This is a genomic window from Bradyrhizobium sp. A11, from assembly GCF_042077125.1.
Taxonomy (GTDB): Bacteria; Pseudomonadota; Alphaproteobacteria; order Rhizobiales; family Xanthobacteraceae; genus Bradyrhizobium; species Bradyrhizobium japonicum_B.
Genome location: NZ_CP149509.1, coordinates 224,042 through 244,783, shown reverse-complemented (window position 1 = coordinate 244,783; position 20,742 = coordinate 224,042). Strand labels below are relative to the sequence as shown.

15 protein-coding genes and 1 tRNA gene are annotated in these 20,742 nt (G+C 64.8%); 14 read left to right on the top strand and 2 right to left on the bottom strand.

Going from position 1 to position 20,742, the window contains the following annotated elements; translation table 11 throughout:
- Positions 1-25 precede the first annotated feature (25 nt).
- Positions 26-1,402 carry a cytochrome P450 gene (locus WI560_RS01120; protein ID WP_375306556.1) on the top strand — a complete coding sequence of 459 codons (1,377 nt, stop codon included), beginning with the start codon at positions 26-28 and terminating at the stop codon, positions 1,400-1,402.
- A gap of 248 nt (positions 1,403-1,650) precedes the next feature.
- Here WI560_RS01120 and WI560_RS01115 read toward each other — a convergent pair whose 3' ends face one another.
- Positions 1,651-2,490 (bottom strand): SDR family NAD(P)-dependent oxidoreductase, encoded by an 840-nt coding sequence (locus tag WI560_RS01115; protein WP_375306555.1) that lies wholly within the window; start codon positions 2,488-2,490, stop codon positions 1,651-1,653.
- A gap of 179 nt (positions 2,491-2,669) precedes the next feature.
- On the opposite strand from WI560_RS01115, the gene WI560_RS01110 reads away from it, so the two are divergent.
- The 12 genes from WI560_RS01110 to WI560_RS01055 all read left to right on the top strand — a co-directional run bounded on the left by WI560_RS01110 (position 2,670) and on the right by WI560_RS01055 (position 18,954).
- Complete coding sequence (locus WI560_RS01110) at positions 2,670-3,635, top strand: sensor histidine kinase (protein ID WP_257178931.1); 966 nt, start codon at positions 2,670-2,672, stop codon at positions 3,633-3,635.
- Between the two features lie 218 nt (positions 3,636-3,853).
- Entirely contained in the window at positions 3,854-5,587 is a 1,734-nt protein-coding gene (locus WI560_RS01105; RefSeq protein WP_375308969.1) for a putative bifunctional diguanylate cyclase/phosphodiesterase, read from the top strand.
- Positions 5,588-5,743: 156 nt separating this feature from the next.
- Positions 5,744-7,183, top strand: a complete 1,440-nt coding sequence (locus tag WI560_RS01100) for a sigma-54 interaction domain-containing protein (RefSeq protein WP_375306554.1) — start codon at positions 5,744-5,746, stop codon at positions 7,181-7,183.
- Positions 7,184-7,425: 242 nt separating this feature from the next.
- On the top strand, positions 7,426-9,462 hold the full coding sequence (locus WI560_RS01095) for an acyl CoA:acetate/3-ketoacid CoA transferase (RefSeq protein ID WP_375306553.1): 2,037 nt from the start codon (positions 7,426-7,428) through the stop codon (positions 9,460-9,462).
- 105 nt (positions 9,463-9,567) lie between these two features.
- Positions 9,568-10,752 (top strand): substrate-binding domain-containing protein, encoded by a 1,185-nt coding sequence (locus WI560_RS01090; RefSeq protein ID WP_375306552.1) that lies wholly within the window; start codon positions 9,568-9,570, stop codon positions 10,750-10,752.
- 189 nt (positions 10,753-10,941) lie between these two features.
- Positions 10,942-11,718: an ABC transporter ATP-binding protein gene (locus tag WI560_RS01085; protein ID WP_375306551.1), complete on the top strand. Its 777-nt coding sequence runs from the start codon at positions 10,942-10,944 to the stop codon at positions 11,716-11,718.
- Positions 11,715-12,437, top strand: coding sequence for an ABC transporter ATP-binding protein (locus WI560_RS01080; RefSeq protein ID WP_375306550.1), 723 nt, complete (start codon positions 11,715-11,717; stop codon positions 12,435-12,437). The genes WI560_RS01085 and WI560_RS01080 overlap by 4 nt, the downstream gene beginning before the upstream one ends.
- A complete protein-coding gene (locus WI560_RS01075) occupies positions 12,434-13,444 on the top strand; it encodes a branched-chain amino acid ABC transporter permease (protein ID WP_257178936.1) in 1,011 nt (336 codons plus the stop codon). Before WI560_RS01080 ends, WI560_RS01075 begins: the two co-directional genes overlap by 4 nt.
- Complete coding sequence (locus WI560_RS01070; protein ID WP_257197211.1) at positions 13,441-14,526, top strand: branched-chain amino acid ABC transporter permease; 1,086 nt, start codon at positions 13,441-13,443, stop codon at positions 14,524-14,526. Before WI560_RS01075 ends, WI560_RS01070 begins: the two co-directional genes overlap by 4 nt.
- A 174-nt stretch (positions 14,527-14,700) precedes the next feature.
- Positions 14,701-17,823, top strand: a complete 3,123-nt coding sequence (locus WI560_RS01065) for an EAL domain-containing protein (RefSeq protein ID WP_375306549.1) — start codon at positions 14,701-14,703, stop codon at positions 17,821-17,823.
- 219 nt (positions 17,824-18,042) lie between these two features.
- Positions 18,043-18,119: transfer RNA gene (locus WI560_RS01060), tRNA-Arg, on the top strand.
- Positions 18,120-18,606: 487 nt separating this feature from the next.
- A complete protein-coding gene (locus WI560_RS01055) occupies positions 18,607-18,954 on the top strand; it encodes a hypothetical protein (RefSeq protein WP_375306548.1) in 348 nt (115 codons plus the stop codon).
- A gap of 75 nt (positions 18,955-19,029) precedes the next feature.
- On the opposite strand, the gene WI560_RS01050 is transcribed toward WI560_RS01055, so the two are convergent.
- Entirely contained in the window at positions 19,030-19,473 is a 444-nt protein-coding gene (locus WI560_RS01050) for a TspO/MBR family protein (RefSeq protein WP_375306547.1), read from the bottom strand.
- 43 nt (positions 19,474-19,516) lie between these two features.
- Here WI560_RS01050 and dinB point away from each other — a divergent pair, with 43 nt between their 5' ends.
- The gene (gene dinB / locus WI560_RS01045) at positions 19,517-20,632 is read left to right on the top strand and encodes a DNA polymerase IV (protein WP_375306546.1); all 1,116 of its coding nucleotides are present in this window, start codon (positions 19,517-19,519) and stop codon (positions 20,630-20,632) included.
- Positions 20,633-20,742: the final 110 nt, after the last annotated feature.

The window sequence follows — 20,742 nt, the reverse complement described above, 5'->3', positions numbered from 1 at the left end:
GCTTGGCTTAACCGGAGCAATCGTCATGTCGATGCAGAATGTGGCCGCAGCTGCGCCCGACTACACCGCGCCCAAGCGCAACGCCCTGACGCACATTCCCGGCGATGAAGGCTGGCCGATCATCGGCAAGACCCTCCAGGTGCTGGCCGATCCCAAGGGCCATGTCGAGGCGAATGGCGTCAAATACGGCCCGGTCTACCGCACCCATGTTTTCGGCGAGACCAATGTCGTGCTGCTCGGGCCTGAGGCCAACGAGCTCGTGATGTTCGACCAGCAGAAGCTGTTCTCCTCGACCCACGGCTGGAACAAGGTGCTCGGCCTGCTGTTTCCGCGCGGATTGATGCTGCTCGATTTCGACGAGCATCGGCTGCACCGCAAGACGCTGTCGGTCGCCTTCAAGTCCGGCCCGATGAAATCCTACCTCGCCGATCTCGACCGCGGCATCGCCGCGCGGGTCGCGCAGTGGAAGGCCAAGCCCGGCGAGATGCAGCTCTATCCGGCGATGAAGCAGCTCACGCTCGATCTCGCCGCAGCCTCGTTCCTCGGCGCCGACATCGGACCGGAGGTCGACGAGATCAACCGCGCCTTCGTCGACATGGTCGCGGCTGCCGTCGCCCCGATCCGCCGCCCCCTGCCCGGCACGCAGATGGCGCGTGGCGTCAAGGGGCGCAAGCGCATCGTCGCGTATTTCCGCGAGCAGATTCCGCTGCGACGCGGCAATCACGGCGGCGACGATCTGTTCTCGCAGCTCTGCCGCGCCACCCACGAGGACGGCGCGCTGCTGACGGAGCAGGACATCATCGACCATATGAGCTTCCTGATGATGGCGGCACACGACACGCTGACCTCGTCGCTGACCTCCTTCGTCGGCGAGCTCGCCGCCAACCCGGATTGGCAGGACAGGCTGCGCGCGGAAGTTCTCGCGCTCGGACTGGCGCCAGGCGCGCCCAGCAGTTTCGACGACCTTGAGAAGATGCCGCTGTCGGAGATGGCGTTCAAGGAAGCACTGCGGATCAAGCCGCCGGTGCCCTCGATGCCGCGCCGCGCGATGCGCGATTTCACCTTCAAGGGTTTTACGATCCCCGCCGGCACTGCGGTCGGCGTCAACCCGCTCTATACCCACCACATGAAGGAGATCTGGCCGGAGCCGGACCGCTTCGATCCCATGCGCTTCACCGAGCAGGCCCAGCGCGGCCGCCATCGCTTCGCATGGGTCCCGTTCGGCGGTGGCGCGCATATGTGCCTCGGCCTGCACTTCGCCTACATGCAGGCGAAATGCTTCGCGCGGCACTTTTTGCAGAACATCGAGGTGTCGCTGGAAGAGGGCTACAAGCCGGACTGGCAGATGTGGCCGATCCCGAAGCCGCGGGACGGCTTGCGCGTGCGGGTGAAGGCGATCTAGCGGCCACTCTCGTGTCCCGGACGCGCGCAGCGCGAGCCGGGCCCCAGAATCGAGCGGCACATTCCAGCTTGGAGAGATGGGCCCCGGCTCTGCAGCGCATCGCTGAAGAAGCGCTGCGCTGCGTCCGGGGCACGAGGTCTCGTAGGGTGGGCAAAGGCGCGGAGCGCCGTGCCCACGTTTCGTCGCGATAAGAATGCGTGGGCGCGCTTCGCTTTGCCCACCCTACGGCACCACCGGTGGAGCGGCCGCTACGCCCCCTGATCGAACGCCTTGCGCAAGGCCACATAGCCCTGCTGCTGCTGGCTCCAGTTGCGGCCGCCGGTCATGGCGCCGTCGACGACGAGATCGTGGCCGTTGATGAAGCTGGATTCGTCGCTGGCCAGGAATACCGCCGCATGGGCGATGTCGTCAGGGAGGCCGGCGCGCGGGATCGGTTGCGCGGTCTTATAGACCTCGCGCATCACCGCCGGGGTCTTCTCTGCGGCATCGGTCGAGAGCCCCAGCGCCTTGCCGAAGATGCCGGTCGCGATCGCGCCGGGCGAGATCGAGTTGACGCGCACATTGGACTCGCCAAGCTCCATCGCCACGCATTTGGTGAGATGGATCACCGCGGCCTTGGCCGCGCTATAGACCATCGACGACGAGAAGCCGGCGAGGCGGCCGGCGATGCTGCCATTGTTGATGATGCTGCCTGCCCCCTGCTTCTTCATGACCGGCGCGGCGTGCTTCATGCCGAGCATGACGCTGCGTACCAGCGTCGCCATGGCCGCGTCGAACCGCTCGGCCTCGAGGCCCTCGATGCCGCCGGTCTGCGCCGGCCCGCCGGCATTGTTGAACAGGCAGTCGATCCGACCGAATTTGTCCACCGCGAGCGCGATCAGGGCCTGCATCTGCGCTTCGACCGTGACGTCGGTCTGGCGGAAGATGCAGTTGGCCCCGAGCTGCTTTGCCAGCGCCTCGCCTTCCGGTACACGCCGGCCCGCGATCACAATTTTGGCACCTTCGGCAACGAAGACTTCCGCAGTGCGCAATCCGATCCCGCTCGTCGCTCCCGTGATCACCGCAACCTTGCCGTCCAGCCTGCCCATGGAATGTTCCTGTTTTCAAACGATTTGACGCCAAATGGCGAAGCCTGGCGGCTGCCATGGCCGGAGCCGCCACTATTCCTGCCCGCTTCCGCCGAGGCAAGCTATGCTTGCGCGCGCGGCATGCGTAACATTCTGGTGCGCCGCGCGCCTTTCGAATGCCTATCGCAACTGGGCCGCGCATGGGGAAGCTGATCGACGAGTTCCGCAAAGGCTGGCAGGGGACGGCGCCGCCCTCGCTCGGTCTCAGCATCTCCTTTGCCGTCCTCTGCCTGTTGGCCGCGACCCTGGTGCGCTGGGGACTCGCCCATGTGCGCCCCGACATCTACTTCACGCCGTACTTCCCGGCCGTATTCTTTGCCGCCGCACTCGGAGGTTTCCGGATCGGGATCGTGACCGCGCTGGTCGGCGGCGTGCTGGGCGTGGTCGTGAATTTCGGCGATGCCTTTGCCGATCGCGCACGGTTTGCCCTGCTCGCACTCTATTGGGCGGTCTGCGCGCTCACCATCTGGGGCGTCGAGCACTATCGCACCATGCTGGCGGAGCAGCGCCGGATCTCCAAGCGCCTGATCGAGGAAGAAGAGTATCGCAAGCTGCTGGTCGACGAGCTCCAGCACCGTTTGAAGAACAAGCTGTCGACGGTTCACGCCGTGCTGCACCAGGTGCTGCATGACCAGCCGCAGGTCTGGGCCCGGGTCGATCCGCGGCTGCGCTCGCTGGCTGCGACCGACGATCTGATCTCGCGGATCGACAAGTCCGGCTGCGACATCCGCGATCTCCTCATCTCGGAGCTCGGGCCTTACGGCCATGTCCGCTTCACCCTCAATGGCGAGCGACTGTTCCTGCCGCCGAGGCTCGCGGTCACGCTGTCATTGATGTTTCACGAGCTCGCCACCAATGCCGGCAAATATGGTGCGTTCTCCGCACCGCGCGGCCTGTTGCAGGTGTCGTGGACCGTCAGCGACGACCGCCTGACCATCACCTGGGACGAGACCGAGGGGCCGAGCGTGGACAAGGTCTCCGAGCCCGGCTTCGGCACCAAGCTGCTGAAATCGGCCCTGTCGGCGTTCGACGGCAGGACCGAGATCTCCTACCTGAAGACCGGGCTGCATTGCATCATGCAGTGCCGAATTCCGCGAAGCGAATAGCAGCGCGCGCCAAGCGAAAGTGCATCCGCCCTTCGCCGGCTTTTCGCAGGCACCGTTGACGCTCTGTTAATGACGATCGTCAGCGCACCCCGCAACGCCGCAAGTTTCCGCCAAAACAGACCCGTATTTCTCCGGACCCCTTAACCAAACTTAAGAGGGAACCGCGCAAGATCGCGGCCATTGCAAAGCGCGCTGAAACAACAAGATTCATGACATCTATGAACGACAACGAATATTCCGGCGCGACTGAAGCCGAGCTCGGTTTTCTCAAGGAAATCGTTAGAATGCTGCCGGCCGGCCTGACCGTGCAGGATGCGGATGGCGAGCTGCTGCTGGTCAACGACGCCGCGGCCGCACAGCTCGGCATCGACGGCAGCCGTCCTTCACCTGACCTGGCACCGCGCCGCGAGGCCTGTCGCCGCGCCCTGAGCGCCGGCCAGGCCGTCGTCATGGAGGAAGCGCTGCACGGGGGCGCCGCGCGCCAGGTACTACTCACGACCCATCGTCCCGTTCGCCTCGCCGGACGCGAGCTCCTGATCTCGGCGTCCTCCGACATCACCGAGCAGAAGAATTTCGAGGACCAGCTGTTCCGCTCGGCCTATTTCGACGAGCTGACCGGATTGCCCTCGCGGCGCGTGATCGAGCATCGCGCCAACAGCCTGCTTGCTGAGAACGGCGGCGGGCGTTTCGCGCTGGCCTTCCTCGACGTCGACAATTTCAAGCATATCAACGACTATTACGGCCACGCCGTCGGCGACGCGCTGCTGGTCGAATTGTCGAAGCGGCTCGGGCGGGACTTGCGCGATTCCGACATGCTGTCGCGCATCTCGGGCGACGAATTCCTGCTGCTGCTGTCGCCGATCCAGAGCGTGGAGGAGGTGGCCGAATTCATACAATCGACGCTGGAGCGGCTGACGGCGCCGTTCTTCATCGACAATTCGGAGGTGTTCGCCTCCACCTCCGTCGGCATCAGCCTCTATCCCGATCACGGAAGCAGCTTCGAGGCACTGCGCCAGAACGCCGACATCGCGATGTACCGCGTCAAGAACGACGGCAAGGGATCGGCGGCCTTCTTCGACTCCAGCATGGAGCGCGAGGCATTGGCACGGATGAAGATCGAGCAATCGCTGCGACTGGCCATCCTCGAGAAGCGCTTCTGCTGCGCTTTCCAGTCCAAGGTCGACATCCGCACCCAGGCCGTGAAGGGCATCGAGGCCCTGGTACGCCTGCGCGACGACGAGGGGGTGATCCAGGCGCCCGGCTCGTTCATCAATCTCGCCGGCGAGCTCGGCCTGATCGACGAGCTGACCCACCTCGTGCTCGCCGAGATCGTCAAGTCGATCGACGCGATCAACGCGACGTTCGGCGCCGACGCGACCATCAGCATCAACGTCGCCGCAAAGCAGGCCGGCAACCCCGAGTTCATGCGCAGCTTTGCGCGGGCGCTGGAAGAGACCGGCTTTCCGCAGCGCTTCATGATCGAAGTGACGGAAGACGCCTTCGTCGCCAAGAATCATTTCCAGTCCGAGATCCTGCCGATGTTCCGCAAGCTCGGCGTCGGCATCTCGATCGACGATTTCGGCACCGGCTATTCCTCGCTCTCGGCGCTCGCCGACATCACCGCGGACGAGATCAAGATCGACCGCTCCTTCATCACCGACATTCACAAGCGTCCGCGCAGCCAGGGCATCCTGCGCGCGATCGAATCCTTGAGCGAAGCGCTCGGCATGACCGTGATCGCCGAGGGCCTCGAATCCTACGAGGAGCTCGCCTATCTCCAGGCCGCGACCAAGATCCGTTACGCGCAGGGCTATTATTTCTCGCGGCCGATCTTCCTGGAGGAGCTGAAGCTCGCAACGCCGCTCTCCAGCGAGGCGCGGGCCAACGTCGCGAGCCGCCCGCACCAGCAGAACCGCCAGGGCTATTCGCGGGCGAGCGGATATCGGCGGTAGGACGAAGGCGACGCCACATACCCCGCTGTCGTCCCGGGTTCGCTTCGCGCCCCGGGACGACGGCAGTTGCTAAGCTGGCTTCAGCGTCCGCCATTTTCCCCTTTGAAATCACTGGCCTTTTGCTAATACACGGACGGACTTCCCCTAGGATATGTCATGTCCGCTTCGTCCTCGATCAGCAATCCTGCCTATCTCCGTGCGCGCGCGATGGAGACGCTGTTCGAACGGCTGGAAAAGCTTTGCGAGGGCGCCATCGCGATCGACCGCGGCGGGCGGGTCGTCTACGTCAACGAAAAATATCTCGCAGCACTCGGCCTCGATCGCACCAGCGAGGCCATCGGCCGGCCGATCGAGGAAGTCATCCCCAACAGCCTGATGCGGAAGGTGGCCGAGACCGGGGAGCCGATCCTGCTCGACATCATGGAGCTCGGCGGCGAGCAGCTGGTGGTCACGCGGATGCCGATCGAGGACGAGAACGGGACGGTGATCGGCGCGATCGGCTTCGTGCTCTATGACCACCTCGAAAGCCTGAAGCCGCTGCTCGCCCGCGTCGCCCAGCTCGAAAGCGATCTGCGCCTGGCGCGCCGGCAATTGTCGAATGCGCGCGCGGCGCGCTTCACCTTTGCCGACTTCGTCGGCACCACGGCCGGCATCGCACAGGCCAAGGCGCTGGCAGGGCGCGCCGCGCGGCAGAGCGTCACGGTGCTTCTCACCGGCGAGACCGGGACGGGCAAGGAGATGCTGGCGCAGGCGATCCACAACGCGTCCTCGCGCGCAGACAAGCCGTTCGTCAGCGTCAATGTCGCCGCGATTCCGGAGACGCTGATCGAATCAGAATTCTTCGGCACCGCGCCGGGCGCCTATACCGGCGCCGATCGCAGAGGACGCGAGGGCAAGTTCCGCATCGCCGACGGCGGCACGCTGTTCCTCGACGAGATCGGCGAGATGCCGCTGCAATTGCAGGCCAAGCTGCTGCGCGTGCTGCAGGAGCGCGAGATCGAGCCGCTCGGCTCGGACAAGATCTCCAAGGTCGACGTGCGCGTGGTCGCGGCGACCAATGTGGACCTGCACAAGCGCGTCAGCGACGGCGCGTTCCGGCCCGATCTGTATTATAGGCTCAACGTGCTCTCGATCGACCTGCCGCCGCTGCGCCAATGCCTCGACGATCTCCCTGATATCTGCGCCCGGCTGCTCGAGGACATCAGCGCCTCCGGCGACTACGTCAAGGCGAAGATCACGCCGAGCGCGCTCGCCGCACTCGCACGCTACGACTGGCCGGGCAACGTCCGCGAGCTCCGCAACATCCTGGAGCGCGCACTGATCCTCAGCGATTCCGGCCGGCTGACCGGTGAGGACGTCGCGCGCATTCTTCCCATCGGCACCGAGGTCAGGCCCGTGCCATCCGAGCGACCGGCCGGCCTCGTCGTGCCCTATGCCGAAGCCGAGGCGGAGTTCGAGAAGCACACGCTCGAACAGGCGCTCGCCGCCAGCAACGGCCAAATCTCCGAGGCCGCCAGGATGCTGCGGATCTCGCGCGCGACCTTCTACAAGAAGCTCGCCAAGTTCGGCCTCGCCTCAGGGCAGGCCTCCGTCTGAGTTTCGAGACACGGACCTGTCCGGAGTCTCGGATTCCTGACACGGTGCCCGGCTACTCTTTCGGCTCCAACCATGCCGCAATTGCCTGGATCCGACAGCCTTTCGTGGGCCAAAGGTATCTGGCGCAAACCTTGCTCGTTGCTGCCCGCTCTCGCGGGAGCACGCTGTTCCAGGGCCGGTCCCTGCGATAGAATCAACGCAAAACAATATCGGCATGCGGTCGAAGGATCGGGAGGACCACCGTGAGCCATCATCCAGCTCTGCCCTATTTGCGCAATTCCGAGAAAGGCAAGGTCGTCACGGCGGCCGAAGCGGTCATGCTGATCCGCGACGGCGACACGGTGGCGACCGGCGGCTTCGTCGGCATCGGCTTTGCCGAGGAGATCGCGATCGCGCTGGAGGAGCTCTATCTCTCCAATGAGGGCGATGCGCCCTATACGCAGGGCAAACCGCGCAATCTGACACTGGTCTATGCGGCGGGCCAGGGCGACGGCAAGCTGCGCGGCCTCAACCATTTCGCGCATGACGGCCTGGTCCGGCGCGTGATCGGGGGACATTGGGGGCTGGCGCCGAAACTGCAGCAGCTAGCGGTCACCGGCCAGATCGAGGCCTACAACCTGCCGCAGGGCGTCATCACGCATCTGTTCCGCGACATCGCCGCGCACCGGCCCGGCCACATCACCCGCGTCGGCATGGGCACGTTCGTCGACCCCCGGCAGGGCGGCGGCAAGCTGAACGCGCGCACCACCGAGGATCTGGTGGAGCTGATCACGCTGCGCGGCGAGGAATGCCTGCTCTACAAGACCTTTCCGATCAACGTCGGCATCATCCGCGCCACCACGGGCGATCCCGACGGCAACCTCACGATGGAGAAGGAGGCGCTGACGCTGGAGGCGCTCGCCATTGCCATGGCCGCGCATAATTCCGGCGGCATCGTCATTGCCCAGGTCGAACGGGTGGCGGAGGCCGGCAGCCTCAATCCGCGCCAGGTCAAGATCCCCGGAATCCTGGTCGACTGCGTCGTGGTGGCAAGGCCGGAGAATCACTGGCAGACCTTCGGCACCCAGTACAATCCGGCGTTCTCGAGCGAGATCCGCGTCCGTGCCGCCTCGCTGCCGGTGATGCCGGTCAGCGAGCGCAAGATCATCGCGCGGCGCGCGGCGCTCGAACTCAAGGCCAACAGCGTCGTCAATCTCGGCATCGGCATGCCCGAGGGCATCGCCTCGATCGCCAACGAGGAGCGGATCATCGACCTCATCACGCTGACGGCGGAGCCCGGCGTGATCGGCGGCATCCCGGCGAGCGGCATCGATTTCGGCGCGGCGATCAACACGCAGGCCGTGATCGACCAGCCCTATCAGTTCGACTTCTACGACGGCGGCGGGCTCGATGCCGCCTTCCTCGGGCTCGCCCAGGTCGATCGCGCCGGCAACCTCAACGTCAGCAAATTCGGGCCGAAGCTCGCGGGCGCCGGCGGCTTCATCAACATCAGCCAGAACGCCAAGGAGGTCATCTTCGTCGGCACTTTCGGCGCGGGCAAGCAACGTATTGCGGTGGAGGGCGGGAAGCTCGTCATCGTCGACGAGGCCAAGTCGCGCAAATTCGTAGGCAATGTCGAGCATGTCACCTTCAGCGGCCCGTTCGCCGCCGCCCGCAAGCAGCGCACGCTGTATGTCACCGAGCGCTGCGTGTTCGAGCTCAGGCCCGACGGCCTCGAGCTCACCGAGGTCGCGCCCGGCATCGACGTCGAGCGCGACATTCTGCGCCTGATGGATTTCAAGCCGCTGATCCCGCGCGACCCCGCGTTGATGGACGAGCGCATCTTCCGCGAGGGCATGATGGACCTGCGCGAGCGCCTGCTCACCATTCCGCTCGACCAGCGCTTCACGCTGGACGAGCAGCAAAACCTGTTCTTCGTCAATCTGGAGCGCTATCCGCTGCGCAGCAGAGCCGAGATCGACACCATCGCTGCGATCGTCGAGGCGAGGCTCGCACCGCTCGGCCGCCGGGTCTACGCCATCGTCAATTATGACAATTTTTCCATCCTGCCGGAGCTGATGGACGAGTATTCGGCCATGGTCCGCCGGCTCGTTGACCGCTTCTATTCCGGCGTGTCGCGCTACACCACGTCCGGCTTCCTGCGCATCAAGCTCGGCGAAGCCCTGGAGAAGCGCGGCGTCGCGCCGCATATTTTCGAAAGCGCGGAAGAAGCGCAGTCCGACTGGCGCCACGTCGAAGGCGCCGGCACCGCGCGCGGCATGCAGCAGGCCCAGACATGATGCATGCTCGCGCGGCTGATCCGCGTCGCCGGAAGGTTCGATTGCAATGTTCGTAGCGTTGTGCAAATCGCTGTTGCCAGAAGCTTTACATCAGGAGGGACCATCGTGCGTCGATCATTCATCTTAACAACAACCATTCTCGCGCTCGCCGCGGGCACCGCCGCACGGGCCGACGATCTCAAGATCGGACTGATCTACGGCAAGACCGGCCCGCTCGAGGCCTATGCCAAGCAGACCGAGACCGGCCTGAAGATGGGTTTCGAATACGCCACCAAGGGCAGCATGACGCTCGACGGCCGCAAGATCGTCATCATCACCAAGGACGACCAGGGCAAGCCGGACCTTGCGAAGGCCGCGCTCGCCGAAGCCTATCAGGACGACAAGGTCGATATCGCTATCGGCACGACTTCGTCCGCCGCCGCGCTCGCGATTCTGCCCGTCGCCGAAGAGAACAAGAAGATCCTGATCGTCGAGCCCGCGGTCGCGGACCAGATTACCGGTGAGAAGTGGAATCGCTACATCTTCCGCACCGGGCGCAACTCTTCGCAGGACGCGATCTCCAACGCGGTCGCGATCGGCAAGCAGGGCGTCACCGTCGCAACCTTGGCGCAGGACTACGCGTTCGGCCGTGACGGCGTCGCCGCCTTCAAGGACGCGCTTGCCAAGACCGGCGCGACGCTTGCCGCAGAAGAATATGCCCCGACCTCGACCACCGACTTCACCGCGGTCGGCCAGCGCCTGTTCGACGCGCTGAAGGACAAGCCGGGCCGCAAGGTGATCTGGGTGATCTGGGCCGGCGCCGGCAATCCGCTGGCCAAGCTCCAGGATATGGACCCGAAGCGCTACGGCATCGAGCTCTCCACCGGCGGCAACATCCTGCCGGCGCTCGCCGCTTATAAGGGCCTGCCCGGCATGGAAGGCGCGACCTATTATTTCTACGACATCCCGAAGAATCCGGTGAACGACTGGTTGGTCGCCGAGCACCAGAAGCGCTTCAACGCGCCGCCGGACTTCTTCACCGCCGGCGGATTCGCCGCCGCGATGTCCGTCGTCGCCGCCGTCACCAAAGCGAAGTCGACCGATACCGAGAAGCTGATCACGGCGATGGAGGGCCTGGAGTTCGACACGCCGAAGGGCAAGATGGTGTTCCGGAAGGAAGACCATCAGGCGCTGCAGAGCATGTATCACTTCAAGGTCAAGGTCGATCCGAACGTCGCCTGGGCGGTGCTCGAGCCGGTGCGCGAGCTGAAGATCGAGGACATGCAAGTTCCGGTCAAGAACAAGCGCTGAGGTCTTCTTGCTTCACCTCTCCCGCTCTTGTCCGCCGCCGCCTTGGCGAAGGCGGATGGGAGAGGCCGGGAGAGGGCTTCCTCCTCTTGGGGCTCTCGCCTGTGGAGACCGCCCTCTCCCCCGCACGCGGGGGAGGGAGCGCAGCGTGACCTGCGGATATATCCCGGTTCATCATTTGTAAGATTCTCGATGCCGCTCACCCTCGAAACCCGCGATCTCACCATCCGCTTCGGCGGTCATGTTGCGGTCAACAGCGTCTCCTGCACGTTCCGTCCGGGCGAGCTGACCGCGATCGTCGGGCCGAACGGCGCCGGCAAGACCACTTATTTCAACCTGATCTCGGGCCAACTGCGAGCTTCGCACGGCAGCATCCTGTTCGACGGTGCCGACATCACCCAGCTTTCCGCGCCGCTGCGCACCCGCGCCGGACTCGGACGGGCTTTCCAGCTCACCAATCTGTTTCCGAACCTCACCGTGGAAGAGAACGTCCGCCTGGCGGTGCAGGCGGCAAACGGCACCCATTACGACATGCTGCGGCCCTGGATGGTGCGCCGCGACCTGATCGCACGCGCAGACGGCATCCTCGACCAGGTCGCGCTCGGCAGCCGCCGCGGCGTCGCCGCGACTGCGCTGTCACATGGCGACCAGCGCAAGCTCGAGGTCGCGCTGATGATCGCGCTCGAGCCGAAGGTTTTCATGTTCGACGAGCCGACCGCCGGCATGAGCATCGACGAGGTGCCTGTCGTCCTCAACCTGATCGCGCAGCTCAAGCAGGACAAGAGCAAGATCATCCTCCTGGTCGAGCACAAGATGGACGTGGTGCGCTCGCTCGCCGACCGCATCATCGTGCTGCATAACGGCCAGCTGGTCGCCGACGGCCCACCGGCCGAGGTGATCGCCTCGCCGATCGTGCAGGAAGCCTATCTCGGCGTCGCGCCCAAGAGCGCAGCAGAGAGTGCCGCATGACCGATTTGCTCAAACTTTCCGGCGTCCACACCCATATCGGCCGATACCACATCCTCCAGGGCATCGATCTCACCGTTCCGCAAGGACAGGTCACGATGCTGCTCGGCCGCAACGGTGCCGGCAAGACCACGACGCTGCGCACCATCATGGGGCTGTGGCAGGCCTCGAGCGGCGAGATCAGCCTCGGTGGCGAGCGCATCGAGGGCCGCGCCACGCCCGATATCGCGCGGCTCGGCGTCGGCTACGTGCCGGAGAGCATGGCGGTGTTCTCCGATCTCACGGTGAAGGAGAACCTCGTGCTGGCGGCGCGCGACGGCCCGCTCGACGACAGCCAGCTCGACTGGATCTTCGGCTTCTTTCCGGCGCTGCGCCGGTTCTGGCTGTCGCGCGCGGGAAGTCTCTCGGGCGGTCAGAAGCAGATGTTGTCGATCGCCCGCGCCATCATCGAGCCGCGCAAGCTGCTCCTGATCGACGAGCCGACCAAGGGCCTGGCGCCCGCGATCGTGATGGCGCTGATCGAGTGCCTGAAGGAAATCAAGCGCAAGGGCGCGACCATCCTGCTGGTCGAACAGAACTTCTTCGCCGCCCGCGAGCTCGGCGACAACGTGCTGGTGATGGACAACGGCACCATCGTCCATCGTGGCGAGATGGCGGCGCTCGCCGCCGACGTGCCGCTGCAGGAGCGGCTGCTCGGCCTGAGCCTGGAGACACATCAGTGACCGAACTTGCCGCAAATGATCCCCTGCCGAAGCCGAAGCGCGATCTCGCGCCGATCCTGCTGCCGGTCGCGCTCGCGCTGCTCATGATCCCGCTGATCGGCTCGACCTCGTCCTGGCTGACGCTGACGGCGGCGAGCCTTGCGATGGGCATGATGATCTTCATCATGGCCTCCGGGCTGACGCTGGTGTTCGGCCTGATGGACGTGCTGAATTTCGGCCACGGCGCCTTCATCGCCGTCGGCGCCTATGTTGCGACCCTGGTGCTGGCGCCGTTCGCGGCTTCGATTCAGGCCGATTCGCTGTGGATGAACCTCGCGGTGCTGGCCCCGGCCGCGCTGCTCTCGATGGCGGTGTCGGGCGCCCTCGGCCTCGTCGTCGAGCGCGTGCTGATCCTCCCCGTCTATGGTCAGCACCTGAAGCAGATCCTGATGACGACGGGCGGCCTCATCGTGGCCGAGCAGACGCTCTATGCGCTGTGGGGACCGCAGATCATCCCGATGCCGCTGCCGGCCTCGCTGCGCGGCTCCTTCATCATCGGCGATGTCGCGATTGCAAAATACCGCGTGCTGGCGATGCTGATCGGCCTCGGCATCTTCATCGCGATCCAGCTCGTGCTCAATCGCAGCAAGCTCGGCCTTCTGATCCGCGCCGGCGTCGAGAACCGCGAGATGGTGGAGGCGCTCGGCTATCGCATCCGCCGCCTGTTCCTCGGCGTCTTCATGACCGGATCGGCGCTCGCCGGCCTCGGCGGCGTGATGTGGGCGCTCTATCGCGAGCAGGTCCACGCCTCGATGAGCGACGACCTCACCGTGCTGATCTTCATCGTCGTCATCATCGGCGGCCTGGGATCGATCGGCGGCTGCTTCATCGGTGCGATCCTGGTGGCCATGGTCGCCAATTACGGCGGCTTCCTGGTGCCGAAACTCGCCCTCGTCTCCAACATCCTGCTGATGGTCGCCATTCTGATGTGGCGGCCGCGCGGCCTCTATGCGGTGACCAGCCGATGATGATCCTCTCCGGCGATCCGCCACGCAGCCGCGTCCTCACGCTCGTTCTCGTCGTCATCATCCTGGCGCTGGCGGCGACGCCGTTCCTGTTTCCGGGCGCCAAGGCGCTGAACGTCGCGGCCAAGATCTGCGTCTTCGCCGCGCTGGTCGCCTCCTACGACCTCCTGCTCGGCTATACCGGCTCGGTGTCGTTCGCCCACACCATGTTTTACGGCATCGGCAGCTACGCCATTGCCATCGCGCTGTATGGGATGGGTCCGAATTGGGCCGCGGTCGCAACCGGCATCGTCACCGGCCTGCCGCTCGCAGCCCTGCTCGCGCTTGCCATCGGGCTGTTCTCGCTGCGGGTTGCGGCGATCTTCTTTGCCATGATCACGCTCGCGGTCGCCTCCGCCTTCCAGGTGCTGGCCTCGCAGCTGTCCTGGCTGACCGGCGGCGAGGACGGGCGCAGCTTCCGGCTGCCGGAACTGCTCCGGCCGGGCACGGTGCTGATCCCCAAGGACATGTTCGGCCTCGAAATCAACGGCCGCATCCTGACCTATTACCTCGTGTTCGCCGGCTCCGCGTTGATGATCCTCGCTTTGCTCCGTGTCGTGAACTCGCCGTTCGGGCGGGTGCTGCAGGCCATCCGCGAGAACCGCTTTCGCGCCGAGGCGCTCGGCTTCCGCACGGTGTTTCACCTGACCTACGCCAATTGCCTCGCCGCCCTCGTCGCCGCCGGCGCCGGCATCCTGAACGCGCTGTGGCTGCGTTATGCCGGTCCCGATACCTCACTCAGTTTCTCGATCATGCTGGACATCCTGCTGATGGTCGTGATCGGCGGCATGGGCACGATCTACGGCGCGATCATCGGCGCCAGCATCTTCATCCTCGCCCAGAACTATTTGCAGTCGCTGATGGGCGTCGCCTCCAACGCGGCCTCGGAGGCCGGCCTGCCGCTTCTGCCCGGGCTGCTGCATCCCGACCGCTGGCTGCTGTGGCTCGGACTATTGTTCATCGCCAGCGTCTACTTCTTCCCGACCGGCGTGGTCGGACGGCTGCGCAACCCTGCGGGCGGCAAGAGCGCCGGCAGTTCGCATTAACGCACGATTCATGATGCAGCGCGGCGATTGCCGTGCGCGCAGCACAACCGCGAGGCGATTCCCGCTCGGCTAGGTATGACTGCGGTCGCACAACTCGATTAATGCTTAGGTAACTGGCTTTCCTAAGGTTTAGGCCATTTGTGCGGTGTATTCGTGTTCCTCCAGGGAGGGGGAATGCGCCAGGTCTTTTCCACGGTGGCCGCCGGAACGTCTCTAGCCGCAAGGAACGGCTGGGAGGCCTTGATGCGCCGTGGTCCCGTCCTGTGGTTGACCCTGTGCGGCGTGTTGCTGGTCGCGGGCATCTTCGGCGTGACGGCCATGGCCGTCGGCGAGTTTCGCGAGCGCACGCTGTCCAATCGCGAGCGCGAGCTCGAAAACACGGTGCAGCTGATCGCGCGGCACTTCGACCAGCAGTTCGAGGATTCCGACGTCGTCGCCGCCGATCTGATCGCGCAAATGAACCTGGCGGAGATCAACTCCCCGGAGACGTTCCGCGAGCGCATGTCCGGGCCTGCGGCGCACCAGATGCTGCGCGGCAAGATCAGCCCGGTGTCCTATCTCGGCGATATCGCGATCTACGATGCCGACGGCGAGCTGATCAACTGGTCGCGGGCCCAGCCGCTGCCCAAGGTCAACGTTTCATCCCGGGCCTACTTTCAGACATTCAAGACGAACCCGCGGTCCGAACCGGTGTTGCTGGAATCCGTCCGCAGCTTCATCATCAACAAATGGACCACGATCGTCGCCCGCCGCTTGAACGGCGCGGACGGCACTTTCCTCGGCGCGATGGTCCGCCGGATCGACCCGGACAGCTACCGGCACTATTTCGCATCCGTCGCGCTTGCCGAGGGCACGGCCATCTCGCTGTTCGATCGCGAGGGCAAGATGCTGGCGCGCTATCCGCATGCAGAGGAGCTGATCGGGCGGAACTTCAAGGACGCGCCGCTGATGCAGAAGGTGCTGGCCGAGGGCGGTCTGCAGACGCTGCGAGGCAACAGCCCGATCGACGGCGAGGCGCGACTCGGCTCGGCCGCGTCGCTGACGCATTTCCCACTCGTTATCCTCGCCACCAACACCACGGCGGCGGCCCTGACAGATTGGCGGCAGCAGACCAGTTTCATGGTGACCACCGCCGCAATTTCGGCCACCATCATCGCGCTGATCCTCTACCTGATCATTCGCCAGATCAATCGGCAGAACCGCGAAGCGCAGGAACGGCTGGAAGCGGAGCGGCTGCGACTCGACACCGCCCTGAACAACATGACGCAGGGGCTGATCCTGTATGACGCGGGCGGCACCATCGTCACCTGCAACCGCCGTTATGCCGACATGTTCGGTCTCTCTCACGACGTCATCAAGCCCGGCTGCCACATCCGCGAGGCGATGTATCATCGCAAGGAGCGGGGCGCGTTTGACGGCGACGTCGAGGCGTTTTGCGCCGACGTCATGCGGGTGGTCGCCGAAGGCACCGTTTCCACGAGAATTCATCAGCTGGCCAACGGCCGCGCCTTCCAGGTCATCAACACCCCGCTGGCGCAGGGCGGATGGGTCGCCACGATCGAAGAGATCACAGAGCGCCGCCACCTGGAACAGGAGCGCGATCGCAACCACACCTTCCTGCGGGAGATCATCGACCATATCCCGTCCCGGATCACCGTGAAGGACGCCCGGACGCGACGCTATCTCCTGGCCAACCAGGTGGCCGAGGACCAGCTCGACGAAACCGCGGAGACGATCGTCGGCAAGAGCGCATTCGACCTTTACCCGACGGAAGCCGCCGAAATCATCACCCGGGACGACGACAGGGTGTTGCAGTCGCCGAACGGGTTGTTTCTGGACGAGCACGTCTGGCACACGCCGGCTGTCGGACCGCGCTATATCACCTCGACCCGGATCGGCATCCGCGACAAGTCCGGCGAGCCGCGCTACATCATCAATGTCGTCGATGACGTCACCGAGCGGCGCCGGGCCGACGAGAAGATCGCGCATATGGCGCATTACGATGCGCTGACCGACCTGCCGAACCGCACGTTGTTCCGCGAGCAGATCGAACGTGAGCTGGCGAAGGTCGCGGGCGGGGATCAGTTCGCACTGCTCTATATCGACGTCGACGAGTTCAAGGGCATCAACGATTCGCTCGGTCATCACGTCGGCGACGAGCTATTGAAGGCGATCGCAGGCCGTCTCCGCCGCTGTCTCAAGGAGGGCGATCTGATCGCACGACTGGGCGGCGACGAGTTTGCGGTGATCCAGACCGGGATCCAATCCTCCACCGAGGTGCTGGCCTTCGTGACCCATATCTACCAGGCGATCCGGCAGCCCTATCATTGTCTCGGCCATCAGCTCTCCACCGACGCGAGCATCGGAATCGCGCTGGCGCCGCAGGACGGCACCGATCTCGACCAGCTCGTCAAGAACGCCGACCTCGCGATGTACGGTGCCAAGGCCGAAGGGCGCCGCACCCATCGCTTCTTCGAGCCGGCAATGGATGCCTGCGCCAGGGCGCGCCTGAGCATGGAGCAGGATTTGCGGCAGGCGCTGGTGGACGGCGGCTTCGAGATTCACTATCAGCCGCTGGTCGATCTGCGCTCAGGCGAGGTCACGGGCTGCGAGGCGCTGCTGCGCTGGCGCCATCCCGAGCGCGGCATGGTGTCGCCGGCCGAATTCATTCCGGTCGCCGAGGACACCGGCCTGATCACCGAGCTCGGCGACTGGGTGCTGCGCATGGCCTGCAACGAGGCCGCGACCTGGCCGACGCATATCCGCGTCGCGGTCAACGTCTCGCCGGTGCAGCTCAAATGCGACACGCTGGCGCTCCGGATCGCAGGCGCACTCGCCGCCTCCGGCCTCGACCCGCGCCGGCTCGAGATCGAGATCACCGAGGCCGTGCTGATCCGCGACGACGAGGCTGCGCTTTCGATCCTGCACCAGCTCCGCTCGATCGGCGTACGCATCGCACTGGACGATTTCGGCACCGGTTATTCCTCGCTGAGCTATCTCAAGCGCTTCCCGTTCGACAAGATCAAGATCGACCGCTGCTTCGTCGCCGACATCGCCGAGACCAGCGGTTCGCCCGTGATCGTGCAGGCGGTGGTGAACATCGCCGCCGCCAGCAGCATGACCACGGTCGCCGAGGGCGTCGAGACCGAGGCGCAGCGTGAGATGCTGCGTGCGCTCGGCTGCACGCAGATGCAGGGCTATCTGTTCAGCGCGCCGAAGCCGGCCGCCGAAGTGCGCAAGCTGTTCGGTCCGGGCGACGGCTTGCCTGGAGCCGTGCCGGTGGCGGCGGTGGCCTGAGCGCAAAGCCGTCGAAGTCGCCGAGCAGGATCCCAGGAAGAACTTCGGGCAAGACGTCGGCCAAGTCCTCGACCCGAACGGGTGGCGCGCCGACCTCGCCAGCCTCGGCCGGCAGGCCGCAGCGGTTCCGGGCGCTTTCCGGCGCGAGACGGCTTAAGGCCCATTGCGGCGAGAAGCGGTTGCTCCCCCCTCGGCAATCGGCTAAATGAACCTCGACTAGCACCCGTAGCTCAGCTGGATAGAGCGTTGCCCTCCGAAGGCAAAGGTCACACGTTCGAATCGTGTCGGGTGCGCCAGATAACCGGTTGTATAAACTGGTGTTTCGCTCGACGCTCTTCGCCTCTGATATCGCGCGAAAATCAATCCGTCACAGCCCTGTCACGGCTGGACGAAATCATCCCAACCATCCGAAAGAGAAGCGAGACTCGGCAAGCTGAGGTGGGCCGAGTGGTTTATCCCGCGCTGTCCAAGTCGATCGTGACGCGAGGAGATGCGGCCACGTGCGCGAGGGAGAAGGAGCGATCGACAGACCGCGCTGCGCACCGACATCAAAGAGCCTGAAGCGTCTAACGATTGCCGACCTGCTGAGACGTTGCGAGCAGGACATCACGCCAAGAAAGCGGGGGCGCGGTGTTCGAACGTTCGCGCATTGGGCAGCGGCTCGTCATCGAATGCCGGGCCTGTTGCCCTCCCCTTCCTGCGCGAGGGTCGCCGTCTTTGACCCAAATCAACAGGGTGCCAGCCTGAGTGCGGCAGTCTTCATGAGCGTCACGGAGGTGCATTATGTCCATCACCCAGCCGGATATGACCCAATTTCCCAGCCCCAACAGCGCCCGTCAAATCGATTCCGCCGCGTGGGCAGTGTTCTTCATCTGGGTGGGCGTTGTCATGCTCGCCGGTGTTCCTTGGGCTTGGTTTCTCGTTGTCAGCAGCTTTGTGGTGCTTGGCGCACAGGTGCTGCGGTGGATGTCCGACTTAAAGATAGAAGCGTTTGGCATCTCAGTTGGGCTGATCCTTTTGGCAGCGGGCGTATGGGAGCTTCTTTCGCTGCAATGGCCGCTTATGCCAATCGTGATGATCTTGTTAGGTGTATACTTGTTGTGGAAAGCACTTTCGCGAAGGTCGGCGTGAGCGCGAGCGCCGCAGCCAAATCGGAGGTCTGCCACGGGTCAACGCGACTCACCAATATAGCGGCTGGTGCAGTTCTCAATTCAAGCGCCAGATCGCCGCGTTGAGCACGCCGGCAAAACCGACCCAGGCCGCATAAGGCACGAACAACGCCGCCGCCAGTCTGTCACGTGACAGCTCGAGGCCGATATAGGTGACGATCGCAACGAACAGGCAAATCAGGATGGCGAGCGCGGCGCCGATCTGGTGCATCGTGAACATCACCGGCGACCAGGCGAAATTGAGCGCCAGTTGCGTCGCCCAGGCCAGCATCGCTTTGCCGGAGGGGTCACGCCGAAAGGTCCGCCAGCCCGCGATGGCGATCATGACGTAGAGAATGGTCCAGGCCACCGGGAACGCCCAGTTCGGCGGCACGAAGCCCGGCTTGGCGAGGCCGGCATACCAGTCGCCCGGCGGATTGGTCACGCCGATCAGCCAGCCCATGCCGACCACGCCCACCACGAAGACCAACAACTGCAGCATCCCTCGCCTCGCGCTTCTCATGGTGCAATTGTATCATCTTTCCATGAGCGAATCCGACAAGGTGACTGGCGAGGCCTCGCCGGTGCGCAAGATCATCCATATCGACATGGATGCTTTCTACGCGTCGGTGGAACAACGCGACAATCCGGAGCTGCGCGGAAAGCCGGTTGCGGTCGGAGGCTCGGCGGAACGCGGCGTGGTCGCGGCCGCCAGCTACGAGGCGCGCAAGTTCGGCGTTCGCTCCGCCATGCCATCGGTGACGGCGAAGCGGCAATGTCCCGACCTGATCTTCGTCAGGCCGCGCTTCGAGGTCTACAAGGCGATCTCCAGGCAGATCCGCGACATCTTCGCCGAGCACACGCCGATCATCGAACCGTTGTCGCTCGACGAGGCCTATCTCGACGTGACGGAAAATCTGCAAGGTATCCCGCTGGCGCGGGACATCGCGCTGCGGATCCGCGAGAAGATCAAGGCCGAAACCGGCCTCAACGCGTCGGCCGGCATCTCCTACAACAAGTTTCTGGCCAAGCTCGCCTCCGATCATCGCAAGCCCAACGGGCAGTTCGTGATCGCGCCGGAGATGGGACCGGCTTTCGTCGAGACGCTGCCGGTCGGCAAGTTTCACGGCATCGGGCCGGCGACTGCCGCCAAGATGAATTCGCTCGGCCTGTTCACCGGCCTCGACATCCGCAACCAGACACTGGAATTCATGAATGCGAATTTCGGCAAGTCGGGCGCCTATTATTACTGGATCTCGCGCGGCGTCGACGAACGGCCGGTTCGGGCCAACCGGATTCGCAAGTCCATCGGCGCGGAGAACACGTTCTCGACCGATCTGGCCGAATATGACGCGCTGGCCGCCGAGCTCAGACCTCTCGTCGACAAGGTCTGGCGCCATTGCGAGGCGACCGGCAATCGCGGCCGCACCGTCACCCTGAAGATCAAGTTCGCCGACTTTGAGATCATCACGCGCAGCAGGTCCGTCCTGGCCGCAGTCAGGGGACGGGACGATCTGGAGCGGCTGGCCTGCGGCCTGCTCGAGGCAGAGATGCCGCTCGGAAAGCGCGTCAGGCTGCTGGGGGTTTCGTTGTCCGCCCTCCAGGCCGGCGACGACGCGGAGCCGCAGCTGACGCTGCCGCTGGCTGGAAGCGCAAGGTGATCGAGAACAACTGAGGACGTCCCTGCGTGGCGAGAGCCCTCACCCGCCGCGCTCTGCGAGCGCGCCGGCCTCTCCCGCAAGCGGGAGAGGCCGAGCAAGCCTAGGCAGCA

Coding starts and splice junctions, on each gene's coding strand:
- WI560_RS01120 (WP_375306556.1), top strand. CDS start 26: ATGTCGATGCAGAATGTGGCCGCAGCTGCGCCCGACTACACCGCGCCC.
- WI560_RS01115 (WP_375306555.1), bottom strand. CDS start 2,490: ATGGGCAGGCTGGACGGCAAGGTTGCGGTGATCACGGGAGCGACGAGC.
- WI560_RS01110 (WP_257178931.1), top strand. CDS start 2,670: ATGGGGAAGCTGATCGACGAGTTCCGCAAAGGCTGGCAGGGGACGGCG.
- WI560_RS01105 (WP_375308969.1), top strand. CDS start 3,854: ATGAACGACAACGAATATTCCGGCGCGACTGAAGCCGAGCTCGGTTTT.
- WI560_RS01100 (WP_375306554.1), top strand. CDS start 5,744: ATGTCCGCTTCGTCCTCGATCAGCAATCCTGCCTATCTCCGTGCGCGC.
- WI560_RS01085 (WP_375306551.1), top strand. CDS start 10,942: ATGCCGCTCACCCTCGAAACCCGCGATCTCACCATCCGCTTCGGCGGT.
- WI560_RS01080 (WP_375306550.1), top strand. CDS start 11,715: ATGACCGATTTGCTCAAACTTTCCGGCGTCCACACCCATATCGGCCGA.
- WI560_RS01070 (WP_257197211.1), top strand. CDS start 13,441: ATGATGATCCTCTCCGGCGATCCGCCACGCAGCCGCGTCCTCACGCTC.
- WI560_RS01065 (WP_375306549.1), top strand. CDS start 14,701: ATGCGCCAGGTCTTTTCCACGGTGGCCGCCGGAACGTCTCTAGCCGCA.
- WI560_RS01055 (WP_375306548.1), top strand. CDS start 18,607: ATGTCCATCACCCAGCCGGATATGACCCAATTTCCCAGCCCCAACAGC.
- WI560_RS01050 (WP_375306547.1), bottom strand. CDS start 19,473: ATGCTGCAGTTGTTGGTCTTCGTGGTGGGCGTGGTCGGCATGGGCTGG.
- dinB (WP_375306546.1), top strand. CDS start 19,517: ATGAGCGAATCCGACAAGGTGACTGGCGAGGCCTCGCCGGTGCGCAAG.